General features: G+C 62.2%; 11 protein-coding genes. 1 reads left to right on the top strand and 10 read right to left on the bottom strand.

The genetic code is table 11. From position 1 onward, the window contains the following. Positions 1–54: 54 nt before the first annotated feature. The 4 genes from glmM to rlmE all read right to left on the bottom strand — a co-directional run bounded on the left by glmM (position 55) and on the right by rlmE (position 5,006). Positions 55–1,395: a phosphoglucosamine mutase gene (gene glmM, locus FQ664_RS22315; RefSeq protein WP_144174952.1), complete on the bottom strand. Its 1,341-nt coding sequence runs from the start codon at positions 1,393–1,395 to the stop codon at positions 55–57. Between the two features lie 16 nt (positions 1,396–1,411). Then, positions 1,412–2,263, bottom strand: coding sequence for a dihydropteroate synthase (folP, locus tag FQ664_RS22320; RefSeq protein ID WP_144174954.1), 852 nt, complete (start codon positions 2,261–2,263; stop codon positions 1,412–1,414). 8 nt (positions 2,264–2,271) lie between these two features. Continuing rightward, positions 2,272–4,176, bottom strand: a complete 1,905-nt coding sequence (gene ftsH, locus FQ664_RS22325; protein WP_112250010.1) for an ATP-dependent zinc metalloprotease FtsH — start codon at positions 4,174–4,176, stop codon at positions 2,272–2,274. Between the two features lie 203 nt (positions 4,177–4,379). After that, positions 4,380–5,006 (bottom strand): 23S rRNA (uridine(2552)-2'-O)-methyltransferase RlmE, encoded by a 627-nt coding sequence (rlmE, locus tag FQ664_RS22330; protein ID WP_015271862.1) that lies wholly within the window; start codon positions 5,004–5,006, stop codon positions 4,380–4,382. A gap of 102 nt (positions 5,007–5,108) precedes the next feature. Here rlmE and yhbY point away from each other — a divergent pair, with 102 nt between their 5' ends. Beyond that, the gene (gene yhbY / locus FQ664_RS22335; RefSeq protein ID WP_003249945.1) at positions 5,109–5,417 is read left to right on the top strand and encodes a ribosome assembly RNA-binding protein YhbY; all 309 of its coding nucleotides are present in this window, start codon (positions 5,109–5,111) and stop codon (positions 5,415–5,417) included. 166 nt (positions 5,418–5,583) lie between these two features. On the opposite strand, the gene FQ664_RS22340 is transcribed toward yhbY, so the two are convergent. The 6 genes from FQ664_RS22340 to dnaJ all read right to left on the bottom strand — a co-directional run bounded on the left by FQ664_RS22340 (position 5,584) and on the right by dnaJ (position 13,216). Next, on the bottom strand, positions 5,584–6,024 hold the full coding sequence (locus FQ664_RS22340) for an MFS transporter (protein WP_144174956.1): 441 nt from the start codon (positions 6,022–6,024) through the stop codon (positions 5,584–5,586). Beyond that, positions 6,002–6,484 carry a transcription elongation factor GreA gene (gene greA / locus FQ664_RS22345; protein WP_144174958.1) on the bottom strand — a complete coding sequence of 161 codons (483 nt, stop codon included), beginning with the start codon at positions 6,482–6,484 and terminating at the stop codon, positions 6,002–6,004. Before greA ends, FQ664_RS22340 begins: the two co-directional genes overlap by 23 nt. Further along, on the bottom strand, positions 6,481–9,702 hold the full coding sequence (carB, locus tag FQ664_RS22350) for a carbamoyl-phosphate synthase large subunit (protein WP_144174960.1): 3,222 nt from the start codon (positions 9,700–9,702) through the stop codon (positions 6,481–6,483). The genes greA and carB overlap by 4 nt, the downstream gene beginning before the upstream one ends. A gap of 105 nt (positions 9,703–9,807) precedes the next feature. Then, positions 9,808–10,944: a glutamine-hydrolyzing carbamoyl-phosphate synthase small subunit gene (carA, locus tag FQ664_RS22355; protein WP_144174962.1), complete on the bottom strand. Its 1,137-nt coding sequence runs from the start codon at positions 10,942–10,944 to the stop codon at positions 9,808–9,810. Positions 10,945–11,271: 327 nt separating this feature from the next. After that, positions 11,272–12,078 (bottom strand): 4-hydroxy-tetrahydrodipicolinate reductase, encoded by an 807-nt coding sequence (gene dapB, locus FQ664_RS22365; RefSeq protein ID WP_063911796.1) that lies wholly within the window; start codon positions 12,076–12,078, stop codon positions 11,272–11,274. 13 nt (positions 12,079–12,091) lie between these two features. Then, complete coding sequence (gene dnaJ, locus FQ664_RS22370; protein WP_144174964.1) at positions 12,092–13,216, bottom strand: molecular chaperone DnaJ; 1,125 nt, start codon at positions 13,214–13,216, stop codon at positions 12,092–12,094. Between the last annotated feature and the right edge of the window lie 141 nt (positions 13,217–13,357).

Below are 13,357 nucleotides of genomic sequence, written 5' to 3' on the forward strand. Positions count from 1 at the left end.
TCGGTCAAAGTGGGCGCAGATAGTACCCAACCCTATCTGCGCTGGCAAGCGCCTTCAGACACAAACTTCGCCGACCAGTTTGGCCAGCGCTTCTGCGTGCGCACGCACCTGGCTTTCGTCCTCGCCCTCGACCATCACCCGCACCAACGGCTCGGTACCGGATTTGCGCAACAGCACACGACCGCGCCCGGCCAAAGCCTCGGTCACCTTGGCGCTGGCTTCCTTGACCGACGGGTGCTCCAGCGGGTCGACCTTGCTGGCGCCATAGCGCACGTTGATCAGCACCTGCGGGCACTTGCGCAGGGCCTGACGGGCCTGGGCCAGGGTTTCACCACGGCGCTTGAGCGCCATCAGCACCTGCAGTGCAGCGATAATCGCGTCACCCGTGGTGGTGTGGTTGCAGCACACGACGTGACCGGAGTTTTCACCACCGACCAGCCACTCACGCTCCAGCAACTCGGCCATGACGTACCGGTCGCCGACCTTGGCCCGCACGAACGGGACATCCAGGTCCTTCAGCGCGAGCTCCAGGCCCAGGTTGCTCATCAGCGTGCCCACTACCCCGCCCTGCAGCTTGCCACGATCCTGCAGGTCGCGGGCGATGATGAACAGCAGCTCGTCACCGTCGACGATGGCACCGGTATGGTCGACCATCAGCACGCGGTCGCCGTCGCCATCGAAAGCGATGCCCAGGTCGGCGTGCCCCACCAGCACGGCAGCCTGCAACGATTCGATGTGGGTCGAGCCGCAGCCTTCGTTGATGTTCAGGCCGTCGGGCTGCGCATGCAGCACGGTCACCTCGGCACCCAGCTCGCGGAATACGCTTGGCGCAACCTTGTAGGTGGCACCGTGGGCGCAGTCGACAACCAGCTTGAGGCCGTCGAAGCTGGTGCTGCTCGGCACGCTGCTCTTGCAGAACTCGATATAGCGGCCGGCGGCATCGTTGATGCGCGAAACCTTGCCCAGCTTGCTCGACTCGACAACGGTCATCGGCTGGTCGAGCAATTCCTCGATCATCAGCTCGACTTCGTCCGCCAGCTTGGTGCCCTGGCCCGAGAAGAACTTGATGCCGTTGTCATCGTGCGGGTTGTGCGATGCACTGATGACGATGCCGGCTTCAGCATGGAAGGTACGCGTCAGGTAGGCGATGGCCGGCGTCGGCATCGGCCCGAGCAGCATCACGTCGGCACCCGCCGCGGACAGGCCGGCTTCGAGTGCGGACTCGAACATGTAGCCGGAGATACGCGTGTCCTTGCCCACCAGCACCCGGCAGTGGCCTTGCTTGCGGAAGGCCATGCCGGCCGCCCAGCCAAGCTTCAGCATGAAGTCAGGCGTGATCGGGTATTCGCCGACGCGGCCACGAATGCCGTCGGTACCAAAGTATTTTCTGCTCATAGGGACTCCAATGTTCTTATTCGGCGTTTTGCACCGCAGCGATCATGCGCACTACATCAACGGTTTCGGCCACATCATGGACACGAAGGATGCTCGCCCCCTTGGTCATGGCCAACGCCGCCAGCGCAAGGCTGCCGTACAAGCGCTCGCCGACCGGACGTTCCAGCGTCAGGCCGATCATGCTCTTTCGTGAAACGCCCACCAGCAGCGGGCGCCCAAGGCGATAGAGCGCTTCCATGTGCTTGAACAGGCTCAGGTTGTGCGCCAGTGTCTTGGCGAAACCGAAGCCCGGATCAAGGATGATTCTGTTAGCGTCGATGCCCGCCGCAGCACAGGCGGCCATCCGCTGCTCAAGATAGCGCGTAACGTCGACGGTCACATCTTGGTAATGCGGGTCGTCCTGCATGTTACCCGGCTCGCCGCGCATGTGCATGAGGCACACCGGCAGGCCGGTATCCGCCGCCGCGTCCAGGGCACCATCGCGCTCCAGGGCTCGCACGTCGTTGATCAGCCCGGCACCGAGGCGCGCCGATTCACGCATGACCGCTGGCGTGGAGGTATCGACCGAGATAACCACATCGAGGCGGCTATTGATCGCCTCGACCATGGGCGCCACCCGCTCCAGCTCCTCGGTCACCGATACCGCGCGCGCACCCGGTCGCGTGGATTCGCCGCCAATGTCGATCAGCGTGGCGCCTGCGGCAACCATCGCTTCGGCATGCCGCAACGCCTCATCGCGCTGGTTGAAGCGCCCGCCATCAGAGAAGGAGTCAGGGGTGATATTGAGAATACCCATGACATGGGTACGCGACAAATCAAGAACCCGGTTGCCGCAAGGCAACCGGGTCGGGTACTGCACTGAGCTCATAGATGCCCTTAGTGTTGAGCCGCTGGACCGCCGATCGGCGATTCTGGGCGATCACCCTGGGCGGCAGGTTTGCCCGAAGCAGAGTCATCATCCCAGTCGCGCGGTTCGCGAGGGGTACGGCCGGCCATGATATCGTCAATCTGCTCGGCGTCGATGGTCTCGTACTTCATCAGCGCTTCGGCCATGGCATCGAGCTTGTCACGATTGTCGGTGAGCAGCTGCTTGGCCGTGGCGTAGCACTGGTCGATGATACTGCGCACTTCCGAGTCGATCAGCTTGGCGGTTTCGCCGGAAACACTGGCGTGCTGGCTGGCGGCACTGCGACCGAGGAACACTTCGCCTTCTTCTTCGGCGTACATCAGCGGGCCGAGCTTCTCGGACAGCCCCCACTTGGTCACCATGTTGCGGGCGATCTGGCTGGCACGCATGATGTCGTTGGACGCGCCGGTAGTGACACCGTCGAAGCCCAGGGTCATTTCCTCGGCAATACGGCCGCCATACAGCGAACAGATCTGACTGATCAGTGCGCGCTTGGACAGGCTGTAGCGGTCCTCTTCCGGCAGGAACATGGTCACGCCCAGGGCACGACCACGCGGAATGATAGAAACCTTGTAGACCGGATCGTGCTCAGGCACCAGGCGACCGACGATAGCGTGGCCAGCCTCGTGGTAGGCGGTGTTCTGCTTTTCTTTCTCGGACATGACCATGGTCTTGCGCTCGGCGCCCATCATGATCTTGTCCTTGGCCAGCTCGAACTCTTTCATTTCGACCAGGCGCTTGTTGGAACGCGCGGCAAACAGCGAGGCCTCGTTGACCAGGTTGGCCAGGTCGGCACCGGAGAAGCCAGGGGTACCACGAGCGATGACCGCCGGGTTGACGTTCTCGCCGACCGGCACCTTGCGCATGTGCACCTTGAGGATCTGTTCGCGACCGCGGATGTCCGGCAGGCCGACCACCACCTGGCGGTCGAAGCGGCCTGGGCGCAGCAGCGCCGGGTCGAGCACGTCCGGACGGTTGGTAGCGGCGATGACGATGATGCCATCGTTCATCTCGAAGCCGTCCATCTCCACCAGCAACTGGTTGAGGGTTTGCTCACGCTCGTCGTGACCGCCGCCCATGCCGGCGCCACGGTGGCGACCAACGGCGTCGATCTCGTCGATGAAGATGATGCACGGGGCGTGCTTCTTGGCCTGTTCGAACATGTCGCGCACACGGCTGGCGCCGACACCGACGAACATTTCCACGAAGTCCGAACCGGAAATGGTGAAGAACGGCACCTTCGCCTCGCCGGCGATGGCCTTGGCCAGCAGGGTCTTGCCGGTACCGGGCGGGCCGACCATCAGCACGCCACGCGGGATACGGCCGCCCAGGCGCTGGAACTTGCCCGGGTCGCGCAGGAACTCGACCAGCTCACCAACCTCTTCCTTGGCTTCGTCGCAACCTGCAACGTCGGCCAGGGTGGTCTTGACCTGGTCTTCGGACAGCAGGCGCGCCTTGCTCTTGCCGAAGCTCATCGGCCCGCCCTTGCCGCCCGCACCGCCCTGCATCTGGCGCATGAAGAACATGAATACGGCAATGATCACCAGGATCGGGAAGCTGGCCACCAGTAGCTGGGTCCAGATGCTCTGCTGCTCAGGCTGCTTGCCTTCGATGATGACGTGGTTGTCGACCAGATCGCCGATCAGGCCGTTGTCGGTAATGGCCGGGCGCACGGTCTTGAAGTTGTCGCCGTCGGCGCGCTTGCCGGTAATGATGTAGCCGTCGACGGTCACACGCTCGACCTTGCCATCCTTGACCTGCTGGATGAAGTCGGAATAGTTGAGGGTCTGCGGCTCGTTAGGGCTGGAGAAGTTGTTCATCACCGTCACCAGGACAGCTGCGATGATCAACCACAGGATCAGATTCTTTGCCATGTCGTTCAATTCGCTACCCTCTGAGGTCGGCGCACGACGCAGCCGTTCCTCGCATGATATTCATCGCCCTAACTTACTACATTACCTACGCAGCCGCAGGCACCGTCTGTAACCCTTTGTGAAAGCAAGACTACACGAAGTTCGGACGATCCTGACGCAGCGGCCGATTGGAAATAACTATCGGCCACCCTGCTTCACGCCTTTCATGCCCCTTTGAAACCCCTGCCCAGCAGGTACTGTTCGCGGGAACGGTCACGCGACGACGAGGGCTTGCGCATCTGTACCTTGTCGAACTTGCTGCGCACGTCCTTGAGGTACACGTCAAAGCCTTCGCCCTGGAAAATCTTGATCAGGAAGTCGCCGCCGGGCTTTAGTACGCGGGTTGCCAGATCGAGGGCCAGCTCGCAGAGGAACATGGCACGCGGCATGTCCACCGCGGGCGTACCACTCATATTGGGGGCCATGTCGGAAATCACAAGGTCTACGTGCGAATCGCCGACGGCCTCGAGAATGCGCTGCAGCACTTCATCCTGGGTGAAGTCGCCCTGGATGAAGGTCACATCCGGAATCGAGTCCATCTCCAGGATGTCGGACGCGATCAGGCGGCCCTGGCCACCAATCAGACGACTGGTCACCTGCGACCAGCCACCAGGAGCCGCGCCGAGGTCGATCACGCTCATGCCTGGGCGGATCAGTCGGTCCTTTTCCTGGATCTCCAACAGTTTGTAGCTCGCACGCGAGCGGTAGCCATCCTTTTGTGCCTGTTTCACAAAAGGATCGTTGAAATGCTCTCGCAGCCAGTTTGCGCTGCTTTTGGAACGTTGTACCACGGGGCACCTCGATGATATGCGTCGTGATTGACTGGGCGGAGCCGGTGGCCCTCGGGTAAAATGCCGGTCAATTTTACAGAATCAGACGGAAAGGGTCAGATTATGCCGCTCAATAACGAGCAGAAGAAGCAATACAAGTCCATTGGTCATGACCTGAAGCCGGTCCTGATCGTTGCGGGCAACGGTTTGAATGAAGGCGTCATCGCCGAACTGGAGCGTGCCCTGGTCGACCATGAGCTGATCAAGGTCGAGATTCGCTCGGAGGACCGCGAAGAGCGTGCCGAGACCATTGCCGAACTGTGCAAGGCCGGCCGTGCCGAGCTGGTGCAGACCATCGGCAAGAAAGCCCTGATCTACCGCAAGAACCCACAGCCGAACAAGCAGCTGTCCAACATCCACCGCTACAAGTAACGGCACAGGTTTTCAGCCTGACGCGGCACCTGTGGGAGCGGCCTTGTGTCGCGATTGGGCCGCAAAGCGGCCCCCGGATATCAGCATTCGTGCAGATATTGCCGGGGCTGCCTTGCGGCCCAATCGCGACACAAGGCCGCTCCCACAAGGAACGCGACAGTCTGGGCTAGCGGCGGGCCTTCACTGGCACCGGCTGGGCCACCAGCACGATGCCGGAAAAACCCAACACCAGGAAACAGAGCAGCTGCCAGCGCTCGCCAACGGAAATACCGTAGCGCAAGGTGTAATAACCCACGCAGGCACCGAAGCCGAGCAACAGCATCTGGCCACGGAACTGCCGCCACCAGGCCGCCAGGCCGTCCACCCTCGCCAGCACTGCCAGCTGGGTCAACAAGCCAAGCAACGCCACGCCGATCAACCAGCGGTCGATCTGCCCGGCGATATCCTGTACCAGCAGCGGCGCCAGGCCACTGACCTTGAGCGCGGGCACCAGCCCCACGTGAAACACCCACAAGCCACCGACCCAGAAAACCTGGGCCAGTTGCCAGAGGATCCCCTCGAGGGATGGCGCCCGCAGGCGCCGGTCAGATGTGCTTGACTTCGACAATCTCGTACTCGACCGTACCGTTTGGCGTCTTGACGACAACGGTATCCCCTTCTTCCTTGCCAATGATGGCGCGGGCGATCGGCGCACTGTTCGACAGCTTGCCCTTCTTCACGTCGGCCTCGTCCTCGCCAACGATCTGGTAGGTAACCTGGTCACCGGTCTCGGTGTTTTCCAGGTCAACGGTTGAACCGAAGATGACCTTGCCGGTATGGGCAATGGTAGTCACGTCGATCACCACCGAGTTCTGCAGGCGGCCTTCAATATCACGGATACGTGCCTCGACCATGCCCTGCTCCTCACGGGCGGCATGGTACTCGGCGTTTTCCTTGAGGTCGCCCAGTTCGCGCGCTTCGCCGATGGCCTGGCTCAGGCGCGGGCGCTCGGTCTTGCTCAGGAACAGGTGCTCCTCTTCCAGGGCGCGAGCGCCCTGGACGGTCATCGGGTACTTGGTAATGCTCATGCTTTCAGTCCTGCATGCAGATCCTGCAGGCGACGAACGGTCTTTTCCGGACCGAATTTCAGCGCCTCGCAGATGGCTTCACCGGCCGCAATGGTGGTGGTGCAGTAAATCTTGTGCTGCAGCGCATTGCGACGAATCGAGTAGGAGTCGGCGATCGACTGGCGGCCTTCGGTGGTGTTGATGATCAGCGACACTTCGTCGTTCTTGATCATGTCGACCACGTGCGGGCGACCTTCGGTCACCTTGTTCACACGGCGCACTTTCAAGCCAGCCGCCTCGATAACCTTGGCGGTGCCAGCCGTTGCAACCACTTCGAAGCCCAGGGCGATCAGGTCGCGAGCAACGCCAGCCACTTGCGGCTTGTCGTCGTCACGCACGCTGATGAACGCGGTACCGCCGGTCGGCAGCACTTCGCTGGCACCCATCTGGGCCTTGGCGAAGGCTTCGCCGAAGCTGTCACCGACACCCATCACTTCACCGGTCGATTTCATCTCAGGGCCGAGGATCGGGTCAACCCCCGGGAACTTGGCGAACGGGAAGACGGCTTCCTTGACGCTGTAGAAGTTCGGGATGATTTCCTGGGTGAAGCCCAGCTCTTTCAGGGTTTTGCCAGCCATGACGCGAGCTGCGATCATCGCCAGGGAGGTGCCGATGCACTTGGACACGAACGGCACGGTACGCGAGGCGCGCGGGTTGACTTCGATCACGTAGATCTTGTCACCCTGCAAGGCCAGCTGCACGTTCATCAGGCCGACCACACCCAGCTCCAGGGCCATTTTCTTGACCTGTACGCGGACTTCGTCCTGCACTTCCTTGCTCAGCGAGTAAGGTGGCAGCGAGCACGCCGAGTCACCGGAGTGAACGCCGGCCTGTTCGATGTGCTGCATGATCGCACCGATCACCACGTCGGTGCCGTCGCACACCGCATCCACGTCCATCTCGATGGCGCAGTTGAGGAAGTGGTCGAGCAGTACCGGGCTGTCGTTGGACACCTGTACCGCTTCACGCAGGTAGCGCTTGAGCTCGTCCAGTTCGTAGACGATTTCCATGGCACGGCCGCCGAGTACGTACGACGGGCGCACTACCAGCGGGTAGCCGATGCCGCCAGCAGCGCTGATGGCTTCTTCTTCGCTGCGCACGGTAGCGTTTGGCGGCTGCAGCAGGTTCAGGCGCTGAACCATCTGCTGGAAACGCTCACGGTCTTCGGCGCGGTCGATGGCATCCGGGCTGGTACCAATGATCGGTACGCCGGCTTCTTCCAGGGCGCGAGCCAGTTTCAGCGGGGTCTGGCCGCCGTAGTGGACGATCACGCCTTTCGGCTTCTCGACGCGGCACACTTCCAGCACGTCTTCCAGAGTCAGCGGCTCGAAGTACAGGCGGTCGGAGGTGTCGTAGTCGGTGGAGACGGTTTCCGGGTTGCAGTTGACCATGATGGTCTCGTAACCGTCTTCACGCAGCGCCAGGGCGGCGTGTACGCAGCAGTAGTCGAACTCGATACCCTGGCCGATACGGTTAGGGCCGCCACCCAGGATCATGATCTTGTCGCGGGTCGACGGATTGGCCTCGCACTCTTCCTCGTAGGTGGAGTACAGGTAGGCGGTGTCGGTGGCGAACTCGGCAGCGCAGGTGTCGACGCGCTTGTACACCGGGAACACTTCCAGCTTGTGGCGGTGACGGCGCAGGTTCTTGTCGGTGATACCCAGCAGCTTGGCCAGACGCTGGTCAGAGAAGCCCTTGCGCTTGAGGCGCAGCATGTAGTCCTTGTCGATCGACGACAAGGCCAGGGTCTTGACCTTCTCTTCTTCCTTGATCAGGTCTTCCATCTGCACCAGGAACCACATGTCGATGCCGGTCAGTTCGAAGATCTGCTCGCAGGTCATACCGGCGCGCATGGCGTCAGCCACGTACCAGATACGCTCGGCGCCCGGTACGGTCAGCTCGCGCTTGAGGATGCTGCTGGCTTCCGGGCTGGCCAGGTCGACTTTCGGGTCGAGGCCGCAGGCGCCGACTTCCAGGCCGCGCAGGGCTTTCTGCAGGGACTCCTGGAAGGTACGGCCGATGGCCATGACTTCACCCACGGATTTCATCTGGGTGGTCAGACGGGCGTCGGCTTTCGGGAATTTCTCGAAGGCGAAGCGCGGCAGCTTGGTGACGACGTAGTCGATCGACGGTTCGAAGGACGCCGGGGTACGGCCGCCGGTGATGTCGTTCTGCAGCTCGTCGAGGGTGTAGCCGACAGCCAGCTTGGCAGCGATCTTGGCGATCGGGAAGCCGGTGGCCTTGGAGGCCAGCGCCGAGGAACGCGAAACGCGCGGGTTCATCTCGATCACGACCATGCGGCCAGTGTTCGGGCAGATACCGAACTGCACGTTGGAACCGCCGGTTTCAACACCGATTTCACGCAGCACCGCCAGCGAGGCGTTGCGCATGATCTGGTATTCCTTGTCGGTCAGGGTCTGTGCCGGAGCAACGGTGATCGAGTCACCGGTGTGCACGCCCATCGGGTCAAAGTTCTCGATCGAGCAGACGATGATGCAGTTGTCCTTCTTGTCGCGGACCACCTCCATCTCGTATTCCTTCCAGCCGATCAGCGATTCGTCGATCAGCAGTTCCTTGGTCGGCGACAGGTCCAGGCCACGGGCGCAGATTTCTTCGAATTCTTCACGGTTGTAGGCGATACCACCACCGGTGCCGCCCATGGTGAACGACGGACGGATGATGCACGGGAAGCCCAGGCGCTCGAGGACCGCGTTGGCTTCTTCCATGCTGTGGGCGATACCGGAGCGCGGGCACTCCAGGCCGATGTCCTTCATCGCCTTGTCGAAACGCGAGCGGTCTTCGGCCTTGTCGATGGTGTCGGCGTTGGCACCGATCATTTCCACGCCGAACTTGTCCAGAACGCCGTGGCGCTCCAGGTCCAGGGCGCAGTTCAGTGCGGTCTGGCCACCCATGGTTGGCAGCAGTGCGTCCGGGCGCTCTTTCTCGATGATCTTGGCCACCGACTGCCACTTGATCGGCTCGATGTAGGTGGCGTCGGCCATGGCCGGGTCGGTCATGATGGTGGCCGGGTTGGAGTTCACCAGGATGACGCGGAAACCTTCCTCGCGCAGGGCTTTACAGGCCTGGGCGCCGGAGTAGTCGAATTCGCAGGCCTGGCCGATCACGATCGGGCCAGCGCCGAGAATCAGGATGCTTTTGATGTCTGTACGTTTTGGCATGGTTGTCACTCAAATCCGGGGTCAGTCGGCAAGCCGCTTTGAACAATCTGGGTCAGGCGCTTCCGGGCGCGGCGCAAGCCGGCCCGGGGCCTTGAAGCAGGATGCTCAGCGGCGCTTGGCCATGGCATCGATGAAACGATCGAACAGTGGCGCGACGTCGGTCGGGCCTGGGCTCGCTTCAGGGTGGCCCTGGAAGCTGAACGCGCTCTTGTCGGTACGCTCGATACCCTGCAGGGTGCCGTCGAACAGCGACTTGTGGATGGCGCGAACATTGCCCGGCAGGGTGGCCTCGTCGACCGCAAAACCGTGGTTCTGGCTGGTGATCATGACCACACCAGTGTCCAGGTCCTGGACCGGGTGGTTGGCACCGTGGTGGCCGTGACCCATTTTCACGGTCTTGGCGCCAGAAGCCAGGGCCAGCAGCTGGTGGCCGAGGCAGATGCCGAATACCGGGATCTCGGTCTCGAGGATGGCCTTGATCGCCTGAATGGCGTAGTCGCACGGCTCAGGGTCACCAGGGCCGTTGGACAAGAACACGCCGTCCGGGTTGAGTGCCAGCACTTCGCTGGCCGGGGTCTGGGCCGGCACCACGGTCACACGGCAACCACGGGCAACCAGCATGCGCAGGATGTTCAGCTTGACGCCGTAGTCGAAGGCAACCACGTGGTACGGCAGGTCAGCGGCTTCGATGGTCGGGTGGCTGTCGGTCTTCAGCTCCCACACGCTGGAGCGCCATTCGTAGCGTTCCTTGGTGGATACGACCTTGGCCAGGTCCATGCCCTTGAGGCCCGGGAAGGCGCGGGCAGCGGCGATGGCGGCTTCTTCGCTGATGTTGTCACCGGCGAGGATGCAACCGTTCTGAGCGCCCTTTTCACGCAGGATTCGGGTCAGGCGACGGGTGTCGATGCCGGCGATGGCGACGACGTTGTTGGCCTTGAGGTACTCAGGCAGCGACTGGGTGTTACGCCAGTTGCTGGCCAGCAGCGGCAGGTCACGGATGACCAGGCCAGCGGACCAGACACGGTTCGACTCGGCGTCTTCCGGGGTAGTACCGGTATTGCCGATGTGCGGATAGGTCAGGGTAACGATTTGCTGCGCGTAGGAAGGGTCTGTAAGGATTTCCTGGTAGCCGGTCATAGCGGTGTTGAATACCACCTCACCAACGGTCTGACCGTCGGCACCGATAGCTTCACCGCGGAAAATACTGCCGTCGGCAAGGGCGAGTATGGCTGGCTTTGTCAAGAAGACCTCCCGTAAATCAAGCATGAAAGGGCGATCGCAGGTTGCAAAAAAGCGGAGTGACGTATGGACACGTCACCCCGCTTTCATGTGCTGAATTCAATTCGCTGCGCGCTTTTAGTGGACACACTAAAGCTGTAGCTTACAGAAAAGTGCGTTTTCGGTCTACCGCAGATGTGTCTCTAAAACACATCAATGCGACAGGCTGACATCTGTGGCTGTTTCTTCGCGGGTAAACCCGCTCCCACAGGGATCGCGCCACGCCTGAGGGCAACGCTACACCTGTGGGAGCGGGTTTACCCGCGAAGAAGCCAGCACCGCCCTACCTGCTTAACGCAGCTCGAGCACATCCTGCATGTCATACAGGCCAGGCTCGCGCCCATCCAGCCACAGCGCCGCACGCACAGCGCCCTTGGCAAAGGTCATGCGGCTGGAGGCCTTGTGGGTGATTTCCACGCGCTCACCTTCGGCGGCGAACAGCACGGTATGGTCACCCACCACATCACCGGCACGCACGGTGGCAAAGCCAATGGTCTGACGCTCACGTGCACCGGTCTGCCCTTCACGACCATACACAGCCACTTCCTGCAGGTTACGCCCCAGCGCCTGGGCAACCACTTCCCCCATGCGCAGCGCAGTGCCCGACGGCGCATCGACTTTGTGCCGGTGATGCGCCTCGAGGATTTCGATATCGACATCGTCACCCAGCACGCGCGCCGCGGTATCCAGCAGCTTCAGGCACAGGTTGACGCCGACACTGAAGTTGGCGGCGAAGACGATCGGGATTTCCTTGCCGGCTTCGGCCAGCTGCTGCTTCTCTTCCGGAGTGAAGCCAGTGGTACCGATGACCATGGCCTTGCCCGCCTTGCGGCAGAACGCCAGGTTCTTCAGGGTCACCGAAGGGTGGGTAAAGTCGATCAGCACGTCGAACTCGTCGACCACCTTGGCCAGGTCGTCGGAAATCGGCACACCGATACGGCCCAGGGCCGCCAGCTCACCGGCATCCGCCCCCACCAGCGAGCTGTCCGGGCGGTCGATCGCCGCCGTCAGGCCCGCTTGAGGCGCCTGTTGCTGCACGGCCTCGACGAGGGTCTTGCCCATCCGCCCTGCCGCACCCATCACTGCAATACGTCGCATAGCCATTTCCTTGTCAGAGGTCGCCGAAGAAGCGCTTCACGCCATCGAACCAGCCATTGGCCTTGGGCGAGTGGGAGCTATCACCCTCCAGCGAATCACGCAGCTCTTCAAGCAGCTCGCGCTGACGGCGACTGAGGTTGACCGGGGTTTCCACCGCCACACGGCACAGCAGGTCACCCGCACCACCACCGCGCACCGGGGCAACACCCTTGCCGCGCAGACGGAACTGCTTGCCGGTCTGGGTGCCTTCCGGAATCTTCAGCTTCACCCGGCCATCGAGGGTCGGCACCTCCAGCTCGCCACCCAGGGCAGCATCGGTGTAGCTGATCGGTACTTCGCAGTACAGGTGCTTGCCATCACGCTGGAAGATCTCGTGCTCACGCACATTGATCACCACGTACAGGTCGCCAGTCGGGCCACCATGGGTGCCAGCCTCGCCCTCGCCCGAGAGGCGGATGCGGTCGCCGGTATCGACACCCGCCGGCACCTTGACCGACAGCGTCTTGTATTCCTCGACACGGCCCTCGCCATGGCACGAGGTGCAGGGGTCGGTAATGATCTTGCCCTGGCCATGGCAGCGCGGGCAGGTTTGCTGCACCGAGAAGAAACCCTGCTGCATGCGCACCTGGCCGATACCGCCACAGGTCGGGCAGGTCGACGGCGTGGACCCCTTCTTGGCACCAGAGCCGTCGCAAGGCTGGCAGTTGACCAGAGTAGGCACGCGGATACTGACCGTGGTGCCACGCACCGCTTCCTCCAGGTTCAGCTCCAGGGTGTAGCGCAGGTCGCTGCCACGCTGGGCGCCGCCACGGCCACCGCCGCGACCACCACCGAAGAAGTCGCTGAACACATCGCCAAAGATGTCGGAGAAGTTGGCGCCACCGAAACCAGCACCACCGCCACCCATACTCGGGTCAACGCCAGCATGGCCATACTGGTCGAACGCCGCGCGCTTGCTCGCGTCGGACAGCACTTCGTAGGCCTCGTTGGCCTCCTTGAACCTGTCTTCCGACTCTTTGTCGCCCGGATTGCGGTCCGGGTGGTACTTCATCGCCAGACGGCGATAAGCCTTCTTGAGGTCAGCTTCGCTGGCGCCGCGCTCGACACCCAGGACCTCATAATAATCACGCTTGGACATAGGTCATTTGCACCTTGTTGGGCGTCTGGCATCTGCGCCGCGCCATCAGCACCTGACTTTTGCCCACCGGGGCCACTGACAGATGCTGTAAAAATTCTCGAATTCCAGATACGCCAACGCGGGAGCAAGCCCCCGCGCGGC

Source organism: Pseudomonas persica (genome assembly GCF_900291015.1).
Lineage (GTDB): Bacteria > Pseudomonadota > Gammaproteobacteria > Pseudomonadales > Pseudomonadaceae > Aquipseudomonas.

Coding starts and splice junctions, on each gene's coding strand:
- glmM (WP_144174952.1), bottom strand. CDS start 1,395: ATGAGCAGAAAATACTTTGGTACCGACGGCATTCGTGGCCGCGTCGGC.
- folP (WP_144174954.1), bottom strand. CDS start 2,263: ATGAGCTCAGTGCAGTACCCGACCCGGTTGCCTTGCGGCAACCGGGTT.
- ftsH (WP_112250010.1), bottom strand. CDS start 4,176: ATGGCAAAGAATCTGATCCTGTGGTTGATCATCGCAGCTGTCCTGGTG.
- yhbY (WP_003249945.1), top strand. CDS start 5,109: ATGCCGCTCAATAACGAGCAGAAGAAGCAATACAAGTCCATTGGTCAT.
- greA (WP_144174958.1), bottom strand. CDS start 6,484: ATGAGCATTACCAAGTACCCGATGACCGTCCAGGGCGCTCGCGCCCTG.
- carB (WP_144174960.1), bottom strand. CDS start 9,702: ATGCCAAAACGTACAGACATCAAAAGCATCCTGATTCTCGGCGCTGGC.
- dapB (WP_063911796.1), bottom strand. CDS start 12,078: ATGCGACGTATTGCAGTGATGGGTGCGGCAGGGCGGATGGGCAAGACC.
- dnaJ (WP_144174964.1), bottom strand. CDS start 13,216: ATGTCCAAGCGTGATTATTATGAGGTCCTGGGTGTCGAGCGCGGCGCC.